The organism is Candidatus Nitrotoga sp. 1052 (assembly GCF_927312905.1).
Lineage (GTDB): Bacteria > Pseudomonadota > Gammaproteobacteria > Burkholderiales > Gallionellaceae > Nitrotoga.
The window spans coordinates 1-18839 of the sequence record NZ_CAKMHQ010000092.1; the positions used below are offsets into that span (position 1 = coordinate 1).

Genomic DNA, 18839 nt, shown 5'->3' on the forward strand with positions numbered 1-18839 from the left:
GAATTACGCTACACCAAGCAACCACTGGCTGTTGCACTTCGAACTTGAATCCGCCAGTGTTTTCCACTACGACAAAAGTAGCCTATTGATCCGGCACGGTAAAGTATTAACTCCGTTCGGGCTGAGCTTGTCGAAGTCCGGTATTGGCGCGGGACTAGCGGTTCGACAAGCTCACCGCGAACGGTAATGGTTTCGCTGGAACGCACCACTAGTTGCGGGTAATATTGGTTCGTGTTGAGCAATTGAATTCGATCATCTAATCGCAGATAACCTCTGTTTTAAATTTGTAACCATTCCACAAGGGAGAATTTCATGAAAGGTCTGTCAATTCGCAACCTCTATGTAAGCTTAGTTGCTGGAATCATCGCAGCTATCATGACGATACAAACGGCAGCTGTTGCTGCGCAGCAGCCGGCAGCGGATGCAACGTTGATAGAAAGATCCAAGATTCTTACCCAGCCGGGTGTTTTTGGCGTATTTACGATGTTTAAACTGAGGCCGGAATGGAACAAGATCCCTGCAACTGAGAGATTGGATAGCGCTGCTGAAGTAGCAAAATTGATCGAAAAGCAAAAAGATAATGTGCTGGTGGACCTTTATCTGACCCGAGGCCTGGAAACCAACTCCGACTTTTTCTTCCGTATAAATGCTTATGACCTCGCTAAGGCTCAGACATTCATGCGCGAATTCCGGTCGACAACCATAGGTAAAAACGCTGACATCTCCGATACACTGGTAGGCGTGACGAAGCCCTTGAACTACATCACGAAAGACAAGTCACCCGAACTTAATGCCGGCCTCAGCTCAGCAACGTATATTGGCGATGCGCCTCGTTACGTTATCGTTATCCCGGTGAAAAAAAGCGCAGAGTGGTGGAATTTATCATTTGAGCAACGGCTAAAGGAGATGGAGACTCATACCGTGCCAACACTTCCGTATCTGGTCAACGTCAAACGCAAGCTCTATCACTCCACAGGGCTGGACGATATCGATTTCATAACCTACTTTGAGACCAACGATTTAACTGCCTTCAACAAGTTATTGATCTCTCTCGCCTCCGTACCTGAGAACAAATACCACGTGCGCTGGGGCAATCCGACCACACTTGGTACTATTCTCAGCCCGGAAAATGTTATCAAGGCTCTTTCTGAATAATTTTCTCAAATGCTTAGACGGATTCAAGAGCCAGCCAGAATAGTTAATCGCGAATTCAGCGAGTTCCATATTGAACAGGAGTGCGTTGCCACGAGCTGTGTAGATCACAGCAGCAGGCTGCCACACCAGTTCGTTCAGGCAGTTGCTCATCTAGCGGCCTTGGTCGAAGGCGGAAGTAACGTGCCATGCACGGCACACCGTTAAAATTGAGTGACGCGCCGTTTTTGGCGCGTCCCATTCGAATGCAAAGTTAGGCAAAAGCGGGGCATCAAGACTAGATCCCTTTGCTTATGCGTTCACTTGGCATAGAACGCAATCCGCTCCAGGATCATCGGCTTGCCCCCGGCTGCCTTCCAGGTAAGCCGGATACGTTTAAATTCTGCCTCGGCATGCTGGCCCGCCAGCGGTAGCATCAAGCCGGCGCTGACACGTTGCAGCCTGGACAAATCAGTGGTGGCGACCAAGGTGATCCATTCTCCATTCGACGTTTGTCCTTCCACCCCGACCTCCGTAACCGTTTCAGGTTCGGTAATTTTTATGACAATGGCTTGATAACTGGCTGGTTGAAAAGCTATGTCATCCGGTGACTCGAGTGAACCTTGTGAGCCACGAACGGTGCTTAAGGTAAATTTCCCCGGGGCGAGCTGACCCTGTGTGCTTCCGGAAGGAAGCCAGCTATCTCCATCAGCGTGCTCCCCGGCGCCAAATGTCCACAGGCGTGATCGGCGTGGCAGGTTAGCGTGCGAGATCATAAACGTTTTAATCGCATCTTCTAAAGGCGAATCGCGTAGCGCTGTATAAGAAACGAAGCCTGCTTGGCCAGCAAATATGCCTCGGCTACCGTTCCATGCCATCGGTGAAATGAAACGTGCACCGTAATTATGGATATCCCTCAATGACCGGTAAGCCTCAGCAAAATTCGCCAGACGTTTCGGATTTCGTAAATCGGCAGTATTGTGTTCGACCACCGCCCAGTCAGGGTCGAGTTTGCGGAATACTGAAAACAACGAGCGAGATTCCTCCATCCTGACCTGATTGACGGCACTTGGCCCGTAGAGAATTGCACCGAGGTGACCATTGGATGGCATCGCTCCATCGACTGACATACCGCCCATATCGCTGTTTCTGGCGGGACTGTTTAAGTGGATCGGAAATGGCATGCCGAGCGTATCCGGAGCCATGAAACCTTGGGCGGAATAAATGAATTCCTTACCTATTCCGGCTTCTCCAATCCATTGCGAAAGTTCGTCGTAATGCAGTTTAACCAGATGGCGGCGAAAGTGCTCCCACTCTGTTACCCATGCATCTTTCCAGAACGGATTAATATGCGTTGGAAATATTCGAGGTGGATCAACATCTTCCCAATGCTTGAACTGACGTCCGCTCAGCGTATTCACGTCGTCTAATGTCAACGGCCTTTCTTTTTTATAACGGGAAAGGTCAGGTTCGCCCGCCTTTGTCCGTCCGGAATATGGCCCGCTTCCCTGCAACCATTCGCGAAACTGGCGCAAGGTACCGGGGTTATAGTCATACCATTGCTGACCCGAAAAAAAAGGATTCAAGTACACATCTGGGTCAGTGGTTACGCCGATGAAAAGTGCCGGGTATTGTGTTGCAAATTTACGGATGATGGACGCGGCATACTGCAAATTACGTTTTTTGTAATGTCGATTTTTTGCAGCGTAGATGTTGAAGGTTAGGGAGCGGCCGAGTTCGGGTGAATCCATGGAACCGGAAAGATTCTTCAGGTAATCATCCGCCATCACCTGATTCTTTTCATTCCACTGCAAGTTGGCGACATCTTGTTCGAGCGCGTCATTGATGTCCCATTCCGGAGCGTCGCACGCGGCGTCGGCCCAAATTCCGCCATTCAGCGTGAATAACACAGGTAGCTGGTGTTTGACCGCGTAATCGATAACGCCTTGCAGATTGTCTTCGGCGATCGTCCGCGTGCCGCATTTGCGACTGGATGGAAAGTCGGCATCGAAAGTGTAATCGCTGGCCCTGCCTTTGGTCGTACGCAAATAGAGGATGGGAATCCGAATGCCGACCTTAACGGTATCACTTTCGTAGGGTCGAAATATGGTGTCAACATCCGATGCGCCTCCGCTAGCAAGATTGCTGGTGGCCATGATGAAATAGAACACGTCATCACGCTTAAGTCCGCGTAACTTGAGAAGATCGGACCATGTCTGCTTGGCGTTTAATGCCGGTAGAGTGCGCCGAGTGAGGACACTTTCTCCACCTTGATTGTCGGTGACAATCAATTCCAATGTTTGCAATTTGATGGGCCGGTTTGAAGTGTCGACCTTACCTTCGAATCCTGCTTTACCCGAGTCTGGATAGCCTGGAAAGGCTTGCGCTACGTCCGCGCGCGGAAGAGCTATGGTAAGAGGTATTCTAAGCTCACCGTTCAGGACCAACTCTACACGTGCAATACCAGCTTTACTCACAGCCCATCCGAGCACGGAAATTTTCCCACCGTCAGTGGATTCCTCATTCAGCTTGTCTACGAATCCGATGATCGGCGTTGTTGCAGGATTCGTAGCGATTGCTGGGGTGTGAAGCCATTGTGGGCGGTATGCTTTTACCAATACATAACTACCGCCACACAACAACAGAACGAGGGTCAATAGCAGCAATATTATTGATAGCCGCTTCGTGCTAAAGGAAATTTTCATATTCTGTTCAATGCTTATAGAAGGGGGGACGAATTCCATTTCGAAGTGCAGCAGCTAATGTTAGCTTGGTGCAGCGCATTTTCGAATAATACTTCATGCGGTGATCTAAAACTTAGCGCTTTGACATTCCGCACCATGGGAACGCATCCTTGATACACTCCCATGGCTGGCATCCATCGACGTTCTACGGCGCACTGATGAAAGGGCATTTCTGGTTATGACTGTGTGCTTATTGATAAGGGAAGAATGATGTCGAGCTTACTGAAGGTATTAAGGACGGTGACAACTGAAAAAATATTCGCGATACTTTTCGCGCTCATCGCGTTGTATGCCACGATGATTGAAGCGCACGCTGCGCCGGTGCTCGACAGTTCGTTCGGAAGCAGCGGCATCGTGCGCATCGGGGTGCCCTCCGGCGCGGAGGATACGCCATCCGCGTCCGCCCTGCAGCGCGACGGCAAGTTGCTGCTTGCCGGTTGGACGGTGGGACGGCATTCGCACGCTTTTGTTCTCCGACTACTTCCGAACGGTGTCCCTGATGCCACGTTCGGCCAAAATGGCGTTGCCTTGTTCGATCTGCCCAATGGATACGGTTACACGATCCAACAACTCGAGCAGGGTGCCGATGGTTCCATACTGATAAATAGATCTGGCGCGAACGACCATGTACTGACCCGGCTCACGGCAGCCGGCGTTCTCGACACCAGCTTTGGCACGCAAGGTTTCTTCAGTATGGCGTCGGGTTACGGCGCCCCGGCGAGCTTCGTGCAACAGCCGGACGGCGGCCTGCTGATTGTCTCGGACGCCACGCAAGGGTCGCAATTTGCATTGCGATTCACACGCCTTAACCTAGCCGGCGTGCGTGATTCGACCTATGCACCGAATGGCGAAAAGATACTCAGCGGTCTGCCCCCGAATTTTGGGATGGCATCAGGCGTTTCAGTTGTCGCCGAGCCGAATGGCGGGTTTACAGTAATGGCAAAAGCGACTATTAGCGACGGCACCTATCTGCTGGTTCGCGTGACGGCCACCGGTACGCTCAATTTTGGCTTTGGAAATGGCGGTTTGGTCTCGGGGTACGACGTTGGCAGCCCCTTCGATCGACCTGTCACGATGGTGCGCACCGCTAATGGCGGGTTGCTTCTGATGGGCGATGCTCTGCTCTCCGATCCCTCCGGTTTTCATTACTCGAGCGGCAAGATCGTATTGTGGCGAGTCACTGCCGGCGGCTTGGCCGATGCATCTCTCGGTAATGCCGGTCGACTTGAGATCGACAGAGGCGACTCCTACGATTTTCGATTGGCAGCGCTGAGTGATGGCAGTATCGTATTGGTCAACGCCATCGACGGTGCCACTGCGCACGTGAGTCGCTTCGATGCCAGCGGAGTCGTGGATAGTGCTTTTGGCGTTGCTGGCAGCGCGACGATTTCACTTACCGGCTACAGGGCGTTCTCCGCCATAGGTGTCCTGCCCAATGGCGCAGGCGGTTTGTTGATACCGGCAGTGGCCGGTCGGACCTGGATATGCTCCCTCCTCAGTTGCGATCCTTACGGCGTGGATGCTGCTGTAGCAAGCCTCGATGGCAGCGGTCGTCTTCAAACCAGCTATGGCCGAGGCGATGGCTTTGCTGTCATGAACACCGCCGAATACAGCTACGACAAGGTTGACGCGATACTGGTTGAAACTTCAGGCAAAGTTGTGCTCGCAGGTAGTTCAGGTGCAGACGGAACCCTTGATTATTTACTTGAACGCCTGACGGCAAATGGTTCCCCTGACATTGCATTCGGGACGAACGGGCGCGTGGCGCCGAACCAGTACAGCCGCTTCAGGGGCAAGGTGCGTGCAGCTGAACAAGCAAGCGGCGCGATAACGGTCGTAACTGGAACCGCAGCCGGATCTTTTGGCCAGGTCGGCACCGTCACGGCGTTTCGACTTGACTCTGCCGGAATGCTCAACGCCGGATTCACACCCATTCTCGCAGCACCATCGTGGTCCAATACGGATATTGCGTTGGGCGTTCGTCCAGATGGGCGCTTGCTTTACGGAACGACAACGGGCATCGGAAATGCCATTTTGCAGCAGACCATGCCGGATGGCACACCTGACCTGAGTTTCGGCATAGGCGGTAAAACCGAATTCCCATTACCTGTCGGGGAGAATTCATTCCATGCGGATATGGTTTTACTTGGCGATGGCTCAGTTGTCTTTGCCGTGCTGACGAATCAGAACCTGCGTCTCTATAAAGTCGATTCGCATGGGTTGCCGGTAACTTCGTTCGGGGCGGGCGGCCAGTTTACCTATACTTTTGCCGAACCATTCTCCTTTGGTGGAGCGCCATTTTCCTTGCTCTCTCTGAGCGATGGCTCCCTGCTGGCCGGCATTGATATTACCAAATACACACCAACCGGCTGGTTAAACGCGCTGCTCGTGATTCGGATTTCCAGCAAGGGCTTGCTGATCGGGGCGAACAATTTGTTGGCGGATCAGGGTTATCTTACTTCGAAGATCGCTGCACTGCCCGACGCCACTGTGGTGATAGCGGGGGGCCGTAGCGGATCGGCAGCGCTATATCGCCTGCTTCCGAATAACAGTCTTGATGCGAGTTTTGGCCTCGGCGGGGCGTATCTGCTGCCCGGTATGTTGAGCGTCGATGCACAGGCGGTCGATGCCCATTCTCGATTGCTCGTTGCGGGACAGGATGCGACGAGTGCGGTTCTGGCTCGCTATGATCTGAGTGGAGCGCTCGTCAGTATGCCCGTCGTTGAGTTCTATAACACCAACCTCGATCACTATTTCATTACCGCCGACGCCAGTGAGGCTACGGGCATCGACGGAGGGAGCGCGGGGCCAGGCTGGATTCGCACCGGAAATAGTTTCAAGTCGGGCGGCAGTACGCCCGTTTGCCGGTTCTACGGCAGCCAGGTTCCCGGCCCCAATTCGCATTTCTATACATTAGCGGGCCCTGAATGTGATGGCCTTAAGCAGATTCAGGCCATCACGCCAGCCACGCAGAAGCGCTGGAATTTTGAAAGTCTGGATTTTATTTCGTCTCCACCGACCAATGGTGCCTGTCCGACCGGGACAGTGCCGGTCTACCGGGCCTATAACAATGGGTTTGCCCGTGGTGTCGACAGCAATCACCGCATTTCCAGTGCTGCGGCAGCCATTCAGGACGTCGTCATGCGTGGCTGGATCAATGAAGGTGTGGTCATGTGTGCGCCGATTTGACTTGCCCTAAAGTTGCGGAGTGCCCCAGCCCTTTGCTTTGAATGGCCGCTTCATGCTAGTTGAAGGCTGCCTGCATCTGAATCAGCAAAGACAAGCAGATTTTCATAATATCGCTGCGTGAAGACAGCGGGTAAAGGCAGCCAAGCAATCCAGATTTGCGCCGAACAACGTAAGCCCACGTGCCTGGTTTACTTTGCATACGCACCATTGCGATGATCCAAAGCACATTGTTGGCATCGCGACCTCCTCCCCGGAGAAGACAATGCTGTACAGTCTTTCTCGACAATGCTGAGGGAATTTGCACCACCTAAGGCTACCTTCCCTCAAAGCTGACTAACTGCATAGTCGGTCAGCCAGCTACAGACAACAATTTTTCCGATGTTTGTGGCCCAACGCCAAAGTGACTGCGAAGAGGATTTGTAACTGGTCGGCACGTCATATATTTTCCTCGCCAATGTTTAAAAATAATCATCGGAACGTCCTCCAGCCAAGGTCGAAATGACGAAATCTGAGTTTTTTAAGATGCTTTTAAATTACTTCCTGATTAATCGCGCCGATGAAACACGCTATTATCCGAATGTAGCATAGTGGAATACGACGCTACGGAAGACCTGAATAGTAATGGTGCATGTATCCATTATTGACAACTGACCTCATAGGCAGGCGGTGATGCGCCCCAAGATACAGCTTGTGCTAACGACGCTACACCAACAGGTATTGGTAGTGGGTGCATCTGGCATCGTGATCCGAATCAAAACAAATTGTTGCTTGCCGTCTCACGGCGACGAAAAGCTTGGTTCGAGGGATTATGGGCTAACACCGGGCATTCGACCGTGCTGCCCGTTCCGTTGAAGATCGTCTAATGGATTATTTGGGTTTATAGTAGTAATTAATGGAATTGAATCAGTGCGGGTTCACCTCGCAGAGGATCTTCTGTCCTGTGGGTATCCGCATGAAATGGGCGTAAACTGGGCGAATTCATTCGCCCCTACGTAAAACCGGATTTACCGGGCTATCAGAAGAACACATGAGCATGAAGCCAAACAGGCCAGACCAACTACGCATGAAAGCTGAAACGCAACTTGTCCGCGCATCAGGGAAGGACGGGATGCCGCGCCCTGCCGAGGAATTTTTGCACGAGCTCCAGGTGTATCAGGTTGAACTGGAGATGCAAAACGAGGAGTTGCGGCAGGCGCAGGTTGAACTGGAAGAGTCTCGTGATCGTTACGTAGATCTTTATGACTTCGCTCCCGTCGGTTATATAACCCTCACCCGCGATGCCATGATCTCCGAAGTAAATCTCATCGGCGCCGCGCTGTTGGGAGTCGAGCGCAAGAAATTGCTACTGCGCCGTTTTGTACATTTTGTCGCAGAAGAAGATAGCGACCGCTGGAACCGCTTTTTCGTGAGCGTGTTACATCATGATGAGCGGCAGAATTGTGAATTGGTACTTAAGCGCAATGATGGTTCGATTTTTCATGCCCATCTGGACTGCCTGCACATAAAGGGTGGCAACGGCGGGCGCTCAGCGCGCATCGCATTTACCGACATCAGCGAGCGCAAGAAAGCCGAAGAAGCGCTGCGCATCGCCGCCATCGCCTTCGAGTCACAGGAGGGGATCATGGTGACCGACGCTAACGGCGTCATCAAGCGGGTAAACAATGCCTTCACCCGTCTCACGGGTTACAGTGCGGAAGAAGCGGTGGGAAGAACACCAGCGCTGCTGAGTTCCGGACGGCATGACAAGGATTTTTACCAATGCATGTGGACTACCCTGAATGAACAGAAGTACTGGCAGGGCGAGATATGGAATAAACGCAAAAACGGCAAAATATATGCCGATTGGCTGACCATTACTGCCGTCACTGCGCCCAATGGAAATATCACTCATTACGTCGGAACCTTTTCCGATATCACCAGCAATCCAGAGTCGTCGGCCGAGATACACCGGTTGGCCTATTATGATTTACTCACCCAGTTGCCTAACCGCCGCATGCTGCTTGATCGCCTGAGACAGGCGCTCGCTGCCAGCAGTCGCAGCAAGCATTATGGTGCCCTTCTATTCCTGGACCTGGATAATTTCAAGAACCTCAACGATACGCGCGGTCACTATATCGGCGACTTGCTGCTGGTTGAAATCACACACCGTCTAAATGCCAACGTGCGTGAAGGCGATACAGTGGCCCGGTTGGGCGGTGACGAGTTCGTATTGATGCTGGAAAATTTGAGCGAGGATATTCAGGAAGCTGCCATTCAGGCAGGCTTGGTAGGCGAGAAGGTACGCGATGCTGTTGCGTTGCCTTATAGGCTTAAAGGCCTCGAGTTATGGTGCACCGCCAGTATCGGGGTCAGCCTGTTTTATGGCCATGAAGCTTCGGTCGATGAGTTGCTAAAATACTCCGACTTTGCGATGTACCATGCCAAAAAGGAGGGGCGCAACAGCATGCGTTTCTTCGACCCCGAAATGCAGGCCACGTTGGTCGAACGTAGCGCGCTTGAAAGCGATCTACGCCATGCACTGGGACGCCGGCAACTACGCCTCTACTACCAGATACAGGTAGACAATGAGCGCCGTGCCATCGGTGCCGAGGCATTGCTCCGCTGGGTGCATCCCGAACGCGGCCTGATTCTTCCCGAACAATTCATTCCGCTGGCCGAAAAAACTGGTCTGATCGTACCAATTGGATTGTGGGTGCTGCAAACGGCGTGCGCTCAGATCAGGGATTGGTCCGGCAATCCGGCCACCAGCAGCCTGCAACTCGCCCTCAATGCCAGTGCGCTCGAGTTGAGGCAACCGGATTTCGTCGAACAGGTGCAGCAGGCCATCTCCGCAACTGGTATCAATCCGGCACTTCTGAAAATCGAACTGACCGAGAGCCTGCTAGTCGACAATGTCAGTGACACCGTCGCTAAGATGAATGCTCTCAAGGCGCTCGGCATCAGCTTTTCGATGGATGACTTCGGCACCGCTTATTCCTCACTCGCCTATCTAAAACAACTACCGCTGGATCAATTGAAAATCGATCAATCCTTCATACGCGACTTGGGCGACAATTCCAGCAATGCAGCCCTAGTGCAAGCCATCATTCTCATGGGGCGCACATTTGGTTTGGATGTCATTGCCGAGGGTGTGGAAGTCGAAGCGCAACTAGAGTTTCTCAATTTGCACGGCTGCCATGCCTATCAGGGATATCTGTTTAGCCGCCCGTTGCCGCTGGAAGAGTTTGAGGCGTTTATAGAGCGAGTTTGATGCACGAATGGTGGCCGCCTTGTGTGGAATAGGCCGGTTGTTACACGACAGCTGTGCCTGGATTTATATGCAAATAATATTGGCTATAAGCATGGTCAGCCAGCCCTCAAAAGTCGTTGTTAGCTTACTATAACAATCTGATTTATAGCAATGTATGTTAACTATGCGGTTCTTGCTCAAGAAACTCCCGCCCTCCGTCGCTGCACTACTGCTGCAATCAGCAGCAGTAGTGCTTATGTTGCTGACGGTTAACATTATGGGACGGCACGACTCACCGTTGTTGTTTGCCTTGCTTTGCGGTCTACTCGCCGCCACGTTAAGTTTCTTTGCCGGACTTGCCAAATGGTGGTTGGTTATCCAATTACTGTTCGCGCCAGCCTTGGTGCTGATGCTCGCAGTCGAATTGCCACCTACTTTTTTCCTCGGCGCATTTCTGGTATTGCTGCTTGTGTATTGGAGCACTTTTCGCACGCAAGTGCCGCTGTATCTTTCCAGTAATAAAGTGTGGTATGCCTTGGAGCACTTGCTGCCTGTTGCAAAAGCTGATTCGGGTTTCACCTTCATTGATTTGGGTTCCGGTTTGGGCGGGATATTGACGCATCTTGCCAGCGTTCGCCCGGACGGACGATACGTCGGCGTGGAGGCAGCACCCTTACCGTTTTTTTGGAGTTGGTTGCGTATCAGGTTAGGCAACCACCGAAATTGCCGAGTGAAGTGGGGAAGTTTATGGGACTGCGATTTATCGCAGTACGATGTGGTGTTTGCCTACCTCTCACCAGTGCCGATGGAAAAGCTCTGGCACAAGGCACGCGCCGAAATGCGTCCTGGCACAATGCTTATCAGCAGCACCTTTACCGTACGTGATCAAGCACACCATGAAACCGTGCAGGTAGATGACCTGCATCATTCCACTCTGTTTATCTGGCATATGTAATGATTGGCAAGGATACAAGGATAAGTGAAGCACAAATTAAATCATCCATTGCACTGATAACCAACCACTTGGCAACTGTATTTTAATTACTCATTGATACGCCTAAGCCGCTCTATAAGGAAATTTGCGCTACATTATGCGTTATAAAATAAGACTACTGTTTAGGCTCTGACGCGCCAATCACTTGATTGCGCCCAGTCTGTTTGGCCTTATAAAGTGCAGCATCAGCTCGTGGCAATACCTCATCAACCGTCTCATTCGAAAATCGCTCTGCCACACCAGCGCTGAACGTAATTAATACGCGCTCGTTATTGTGTAAAAAGAAATTCTTGGTTAGATCGCGCTGCACTCCTTTAATTACGTCTATTGCATCGTTTTCCTTTGTGCCAGGAAGAATAATAATGAATTCTTCACCTCCATAGCGGGCCAGTACATCAGTACTGCGTATTATGCTCTTCACAACTTTAACCAAGTGTGCAAGCGCCACATCACCGGTTGAATGTCCCAAGCTATCATTGATTTTTTTGAAATGGTCAATATCCATCATTGCAAGGGTTAAAGGTGTTTCATGTCTATCGGCCCTTTCGAATTCCTGAGCCAGTGCTGCATCCATGCCACGTCTATTCAACGCACCTGTTAAAAAATCTTGGTGCGCAGCTTCACTTATGTAATCAAGCTTTGTAGTGAGGTCGTTAATTTGCTTCTCTGCTTCTTCCACTTTTTTCTGAGTTTCTTGGAAGGCTGTAAGATTGCGTTGCGCATCCACACTCATCTTCCTTATGTCGACCACCAAATTTTCAAGTATGGCGTTTAAATTAGTCATATCATGTGCCGATGTGATTTGCTCCTGATAATTATTGATTTTAAACTGATAGTTACCCGTGCTCTCTGTTATATCTGCTAAATTACTTACAAAAGTGGCCGCCATTCTTTTAATGGCTTCTTTAGCCTCAATGAGTCCCGGTTTGATATGTGATTGCTTGTAAATTAGCTCTTTGAGACTGTTTTCTGCGTTGTAAAGTAAATCAATATTAATCGGCTTTGAAATGATCTCTTGAACGATTGTGATCTGTCTGTGTAACCATTCGTCTTCGATAGTCATCTCGCCCATGCTGGAAACCAGCAGGCGCAGCATTTGAACAAGCAATGCCTGCATGCGACGCTGCGAATCATTTTTCAACTCCGCGCGGAGCAGGGTAGATTTTAGTGTTTCGCTCAGCACATTCACTTCTGCTATGGTCAGAGATTCGCGCATGCGTTTTAGCAGTGCTTCTATTCTCTGCGTCGCACCTGAAGTATCAGCAAGCTGTGGAGCAACGGCTAGATTAATAGTTCTGATCAGCATGTCGCGCCAAATAATTGCCAGTTCCCACTGGCTATCATCAGTATGAGGTATTGGATTGGATGACAGAACAACCGTCTGAATTGTAGATTGTTCTTGTATTGCTTCCTTCGCATTGAAGTGACTTATTTCAGCAGATTGATGGGTTATCGGACCTTTCCCCCAAGATGTGATTAAGATATGCATCTTCTGGCCCAACTGATTGGGATCATTGGCAAACTTGATTAATATGTGATTCAGTTTTTCAATTTTTTTACTAAGGCTAAGATTTCCATGATTTATTTCTAATTGCTTTAGAAGGGAGCGTAAAAGCGTGGTCCAATTCACTCCAACGGCTTCACCAGTTCCCGTTGAAAGAAGGCTGCGAAGCAACTCCTCTAACTCGGTCTGATCCGATTTCTCAACCAATTTATGAATGGACTCGGCAACTAATGCCAGCTTGGGATGTTCCTTGCCCATCTCATATAAAACTTTTTCCAGAGATTTATTAAGAATTGCGGAATGATCTACAAACTCAATTCCTGCAATCTTGTTATAAGCACGTCGATAATTGTCCGGCGTTGGCGGACTCTTGTCATTGGAAAGTTGTATAAGGGCTTGTCGAGCCAGCTCTATCGGTGTAATTTTTTTCATGTATTCGCTAATCGTTAATCTGCAAAGCAGGATTGAATCTAGTGTTTAATTGCAGGCATGCTTGGATCAGTTGATCCGCTATCGCTGGCCGGATGGGTTCATCTGTCCGCACTGTGGGCACGATCAGGGTTACTTTATTGGTGGACGGCATATTTACCAATGCACGGCTTGCACGCGTCAGGTATCGGCGATGGCTGGTACGATTTTCGAGGCCAGCAAACTGCCGTTGGTGAAATGGTTCTGGGCTATTTACCTGATGGCTTCCGACAAGGGTGGCATCTCGGCCTTGCGTCTTGCACAGCAGATTGAGATGTCGTGGATTACGGCACACCGGATGCTGCGCAAGATACGCATTGCCATGGGGCACCGCGAAAGCCTCTATCGTCTGCACGATCTGATCGAGATTGACGATGCTCTGGTAGGTGGCCGACGCAGTGGAAATCGTGGGCGTGGTGCGGAAGGCAAGACGCCGATTCTGGTAGCAATGGAAAACCGGGGTGAGAAAGCGGGCTATGTGGCGATGGAGGCGGTTGCATCGGTGACCAAACAGACGGTAAGAGCCTTTGCCGAGCGCCATTTCAATCCCGCGCAGATGGTCAGGAGCGATGCACTGGCCAGCCTGTCGTCGCTGGGAGAAACCCAGCACCATGCGGCACGGGTAACACCTGCGGACAAGGCGGGCGAGTGGTTGCCTTGGGTGCATATCACCATCGGTAATCTCAAGACCTTCCTGCTGGGAACGTATCATGGGGTGTCAGGTAAATATTTTCAGGAGTATCTGAATGAGTTCTGTTATCGCTTCAATCGCCGCCAAGTGCTTCAAGAATTACCATTGCGTCTGCTTAATGCCTGTGTGCAGCACGCACCCATAAAACATGCGGTACTTTATTAAAAGGCAAATTATTCTTTCAATAATTAAAGACGAATTAATATTTTCGCGGAAAATTAAGTAAACGTTATCATGCGAGGCGGTTACAAAGAAGTTTGAACATTATAAAGGGCAATTGAAGTGCAGATATTGATACTTGGGGCAGGGCAGGTCGGTTCGACAGTGGCGGAGAGTTTGGTTGGAGAAGACAACGATATCACCATAGTTGATACTGACGCGGAAAAATTGCGTCTGCTACAAGACCGTTTTGATCTACGTACTCTAGTGGGAAATGCTTCCCATCCTTCTGTACTGGAGCAGGCTGGAATTGCAGATGTTGATATGTTGTTAGCCGTTACGCAAAGCGATGAGGTTAACATGGTGGCCTGCAAGCTTGCCGCGAGTCTGTATAACACCCCGACCAAGATTGCGCGCATTCGCGCCGCAAATTATCTGGAACATCCCGAAATATTTAGTGCTGATAATTTTTGTGTCGATTTTTCCATTTGCCCGGAACAGATACTCACTGATTACATCTATAAATTGATTGAGTTTCCGGAAGCCCTGCAAGTGCTGGAATTCGCTAATGGCCGGGTGTCCCTGGTGGCGGTCAAGGCGTTTGAGGACGGCCCTCTGGTCGGACGGGAATTGCGTTACTTGCGCACACATATGCCCCATGTTGACACCCGGGTTGCGGCAATTTTCCGCCAAGATGGATCAATTATTCCAGAAGGAAGTACGGTGATCAAGGCAGGCGACGAGGTTTTCTTTATTGCCGCAACCGAAAATATCCGCACTGTGTTGAAAGAGTGGCGTCATATGGATAAGCCAGCCAAACGTGTGATGATTGTAGGTGGTGGCAATATAGGACGTAGGCTGGCGCGAGCGTTGGAGCGCGATTATCAGGTTAAGCTTATAGAGCATAACAAGAAAGCGTGTGAGCGCTTGGCCGCTGAGTTGACCCATACGCTGGTACTCTGTGGCGATGGAACCGATGAGAGCCTGCTGGCAGCCGAACATGTAGGTGATGTGGACGTATTTTGTTCTCTGACTAATGATGATGAAAACAATATTATGTCCGCGTTGCTAGCCAAAAAAGGGAGGGCACGCAAAGTGCTCTCATTGATTAACCGCAGTTCATATGTTGAGTTGGTGCAGGGCGGGAAGATAGATATTGCACTATCACCGGCCCACGTTACGATCGGTTCGTTGCTCGCCTACGTGCGCCAAGGCGACGTGGCAGTGGTGCATGCGCTTAGGCGCGGAGCAGCAGAGGCGCTAGAGATGGTGGTACACGGCGAGCGACATTCGTCTAAAGTTGTAGGACGGCGCATTGATGAAATCGAATTGCCGAAGGGCGCGACTATAGGCGCAATTGTGCGTGGCGAGCAGGTAATCATGGGTCATCACGACACGGTAATTGAGGCGGACGATCATGTCATTGTATTCGTAATCAACAAAAAAATGATTAGCAAGGTCGAGAAGTTATTTCAGGTCGACATAAAGTTCTTTTAATGAAACGATCACTGACAGTTATTCACGCGCTGGGCATGATGTTGGTCATGTTCAGCGTAACGTATGTCTTACCTATTTGTACATCGCTGATTTATCAAGATGGCACATTGATAGACTTTGCCTTGGCGATGGTGATCACATTTGCGGTGGGCTGCCTGATGTGGATGCTTACACGTCACAACAAAGGTGAACTGTCTATCCGCCACGGCTATTTGCTGGTAGTGATGATGTGGACGGCGATGCCTACTTTTGCCACGCTGCCGTTGCTGTTGCTGATCAATGGTCTGTCGTTCACTGATGCCTACTTTGAAACGATGTCTGGCATGACAACTACGGGTGCGACCGTGTTGACTGGGTTGGACGCTTTGCCACCCGCCATCAACCTGTGGCGGCACGAATTGATCTGGTTAGGCGGCATGGGAATTATCGTGCTTGCGGTGGCTATTTTGCCGCTGCTTGGAATCGGTGGTCGCCAGTTGTATAAGGCGGAAACGCCCGGCCCGATGAAGGATTCCACCCTTACCCCGCGTATTACCGAAACTGCACGCAATTTATGGCTGGTATATCTCTGTATTACCGTGGTCTGCATCATATCGCTAAACGTGGCTGGGATGTCTTGGTTGGATGCTATATGTCATGCGTTTTCCACGATGGGGTTGGGTGGTTTTTCCACGCATGACGCTAGCGTAGGATACTTCAATTCTGCTGTTATCGAATCTGTGCTGATCGTATTTATGCTGCTGGCAGCAATGAATTTCGCGACACACTTTCTAGCATGGCGCGAAAAGAGTTTGAAACTTTATTTGCGTGACACCGAGGCCCTTTCCACCATGATACTTATACTGGTGAGTTGCCTGGTCATTGGTACATTTCTATGGTGGCAGGGGACTTACCCGAGTTTCTGGACAGCACTGAGACACGCTAGTTTTAACCTGGTCTCGATTGCAACCGATTGCGGATTTGCCAGTGTGGATTTTAATCATTGGCCCATGTTTGCGCCACTGTGGATGCTGTTCTTAAGCTGTATTTCCGCCAGCTCAGGCTCTACCGGCGGTGGTATTAAAATGATTCGCACGCTTATTTTAATTAAGCAAACTGGACGTGAATTCCTTAAATTGTTGCATCCGGCTGCGGTAAATCCGTTAAAAATTGGCGGCCGCGTGGTGCCAGACAACATAGCGTTCTCGGTGTTGGGCTTTATCTTTCTTTACTTCATGAGCGTAGTCGTATTAACCTTTGCGCTGGTGATCAGTGGGTTGGATTTCGTATCTGCTTTTTCTGGGATAATTGCTTGTATCAACAATGCTGGTCCTGGTTTGGGGATGTTGGGTCCGGCAAGCAACTACGGGATATTGAGTGATTTTCAGACTTGGGTATGTACCGCAGCTATGCTGATCGGGCGCTTGGAAATAGTTACCGTGTTGATTATTTTTACCCCGCATTTTTGGCGGCGGTAACGTGATGTTTCATAAATTCTGTGGCCAGTAGCAGGATCATCCACTGCTTAGAGAAAACTTATTATTGATTGTTTTGCTAACGTATCACTGAATAGCTAGGGCTAATGATGATATTGCAGAAACCGGTTATTTTGCTATTCGGCAAGAATGGCCAAGTAGGCTTCGAACTGCAAAGAGCATTGTCGCCGTTTGGCTTGGTGCATGCCTTTGGTCGACAAGATTGCGATTTGGCTAATTTATCGCAAGTAAGAGAAATTGTGCGTCAGTTACGGCCCGATATTATTGTGAATGCTTCGGCTTACACCGCAGTAGATAAAGCCGAAAGCGAACCACAGATCGCTTACCTAATTAATGCCACTGTACCCAGTGTGCTCGCAGAAGAGGCAGCCTCTATAGGCGCACTGATCGTGCATTATTCGACCGATTATGTGTTCGATGGTATGCAATCCGGGTGGTATGTAGAAGACGATATCCCAAACCCGCAATCGGTTTATGGTACAAGCAAACTTGCGGGCGAGAACGGAATTGCAGCGGCTGGTTGCCGCAATTTGATATTCCGTACCAGTTGGGTATTCGGCGCGCATGGTGGGAATTTCGCCAAGACGATTCTTAGGCTTGCTAAAGAACGTGAATCGCTTCGTGTAATAGCTGATCAGCATGGTGCTCCGACATCGGCGCATTTAATTGCAGATGTTACCGCCCAGGTTATTGTCCGATATTGGAACGAAGTGAATCGAGAAAGCTTTCCCTATGGCATCTATCATTTGGTTGCTGCCGGTGAAACTACTTGGTACGAGTATGCCAAATATGTCATTGCTTATGCTGAAAAGACAGGAATCGCATTACGGTTAAAATCGAGTGCAATTGAAGCAATTCCCAGCATCGATTATCCATTGCCTGCGCCACGTCCGTCCAATTCCAAACTTAATAGTGGAAAACTGCGGAAAACGTTCGGTCTGATTCTCCCAGATTGGCACCAAGACATGGTGCCTGTAATGGAGAAAATTATTACGGTTTAAGCATCTTAACCAAATAGAATTCAACGACGTTTTTCAAGATCACAAGCAGTAGTGGTGGATCGGACGTAAAGTACAGCGGGGTGGGTATTCGATGGTGGTGTTGACTGACCCTGAATGCCCAAATCGCTAAGCGCTAAATTATTCACCGGAACGCACTAATCGCACCCGATAGCCAGCACTGTTATGCTCCGAGCCGTAGTCCACGTAGCCATAATCGAAATTGACTCCCCAGGCATAAGAAGGCTCGCCAGCCACGGGCGGAGCCGACCAGAAAGGAGATCCTGGCGTTCCCGGAAAGGCGTCCGTATCAATCGCCGGGTTGCAGCGGCTGGGATCCACAATGCTCGACAGCTCCTTTAGACTGGGGAGGCGCCAGGGTTTGCCACTGGTTAAGGCTTCGTTTTTAGCCCAGCTCTGTGCCTGATCCGAGCTGAAAGCGGTTGCGTTCCCACTACAGCCATCGGTTATGATCTTCATGCCTTCTGCGCAACGCCGCCAGATCAGGCCGGTAGTGTTGTCAGTGACTTCATTGCCGTCCGTCGAAATTACATATCGGGCCTGGGTTTGCGCACCTGGGTCGCCTAGCTCAGCCACTGCGTCTGCCGGCGGCAGGGAAGTAACGGTTTTCATGATCATGCTCCTGAAGTTAATTAATGTAGATTCGTACATCCTACTCTGGCTATATAAAAAAACTAAAAACAATTTTGGTTCATCTGACATTTGCGTGGGTAAAAGTTAATCTATCGTCTCGAACTTG

The 18839-nt window shown here is 50.2% G+C and carries 12 protein-coding genes; 9 read left to right on the forward strand and 3 right to left on the reverse strand.

From position 1 onward, the window contains the following. A partial coding sequence (locus MJ768_RS14575; RefSeq protein ID WP_239292758.1) for a hypothetical protein occupies positions 1-187 on the forward strand: 187 nt, incomplete at its 5' end. Positions 188-312: 125 nt separating this feature from the next. After that, positions 313-1155 (forward strand): chlorite dismutase family protein, encoded by an 843-nt coding sequence (locus tag MJ768_RS14580; RefSeq protein WP_239292760.1) that lies wholly within the window; start codon positions 313-315, stop codon positions 1153-1155. Positions 1156-1451: 296 nt separating this feature from the next. Here the strand turns inward: MJ768_RS14580 and MJ768_RS14585 are convergent, their stop codons facing one another. After that, positions 1452-3836: a hypothetical protein gene (locus MJ768_RS14585; protein ID WP_239292762.1), complete on the reverse strand. Its 2385-nt coding sequence runs from the start codon at positions 3834-3836 to the stop codon at positions 1452-1454. A gap of 279 nt (positions 3837-4115) precedes the next feature. Here MJ768_RS14585 and MJ768_RS14590 point away from each other — a divergent pair, with 279 nt between their 5' ends. From MJ768_RS14590 to MJ768_RS14600, 3 genes are all read left to right on the forward strand, one after another. Continuing rightward, positions 4116-7064, forward strand: coding sequence for a hypothetical protein (locus MJ768_RS14590; RefSeq protein WP_239292764.1), 2949 nt, complete (start codon positions 4116-4118; stop codon positions 7062-7064). 1027 nt (positions 7065-8091) lie between these two features. After that, entirely contained in the window at positions 8092-10314 is a 2223-nt protein-coding gene (locus tag MJ768_RS14595) for a putative bifunctional diguanylate cyclase/phosphodiesterase (protein ID WP_239292766.1), read from the forward strand. Positions 10315-10477: 163 nt separating this feature from the next. Next, entirely contained in the window at positions 10478-11248 is a 771-nt protein-coding gene (locus tag MJ768_RS14600; protein WP_239292768.1) for a class I SAM-dependent methyltransferase, read from the forward strand. A gap of 154 nt (positions 11249-11402) precedes the next feature. On the opposite strand, the gene MJ768_RS14605 is transcribed toward MJ768_RS14600, so the two are convergent. Beyond that, positions 11403-13223, reverse strand: coding sequence for a sensor domain-containing diguanylate cyclase (locus tag MJ768_RS14605; RefSeq protein WP_239292770.1), 1821 nt, complete (start codon positions 13221-13223; stop codon positions 11403-11405). Positions 13224-13272: 49 nt separating this feature from the next. Here MJ768_RS14605 and MJ768_RS14610 point away from each other — a divergent pair, with 49 nt between their 5' ends. From MJ768_RS14610 to rfbD, 4 genes are all read left to right on the forward strand, one after another. Then, complete coding sequence (locus tag MJ768_RS14610) at positions 13273-14115, forward strand: IS1595 family transposase (protein ID WP_239292771.1); 843 nt, start codon at positions 13273-13275, stop codon at positions 14113-14115. Positions 14116-14232: 117 nt separating this feature from the next. Next, positions 14233-15606, forward strand: coding sequence for a Trk system potassium transporter TrkA (gene trkA / locus MJ768_RS14615; protein WP_239292772.1), 1374 nt, complete (start codon positions 14233-14235; stop codon positions 15604-15606). Then, positions 15606-17063: a TrkH family potassium uptake protein gene (locus MJ768_RS14620; protein WP_239292773.1), complete on the forward strand. Its 1458-nt coding sequence runs from the start codon at positions 15606-15608 to the stop codon at positions 17061-17063. Before trkA ends, MJ768_RS14620 begins: the two co-directional genes overlap by 1 nt. A gap of 104 nt (positions 17064-17167) precedes the next feature. Then, positions 17168-18082, forward strand: a complete 915-nt coding sequence (rfbD, locus tag MJ768_RS14625) for a dTDP-4-dehydrorhamnose reductase (RefSeq protein WP_239292774.1) — start codon at positions 17168-17170, stop codon at positions 18080-18082. A 138-nt stretch (positions 18083-18220) separates the two neighbouring features. Here rfbD and MJ768_RS14630 read toward each other — a convergent pair whose 3' ends face one another. Then, positions 18221-18712 carry an Lcl C-terminal domain-containing protein gene (locus MJ768_RS14630; RefSeq protein ID WP_239292775.1) on the reverse strand — a complete coding sequence of 164 codons (492 nt, stop codon included), beginning with the start codon at positions 18710-18712 and terminating at the stop codon, positions 18221-18223. Positions 18713-18839 lie beyond the last annotated feature (127 nt).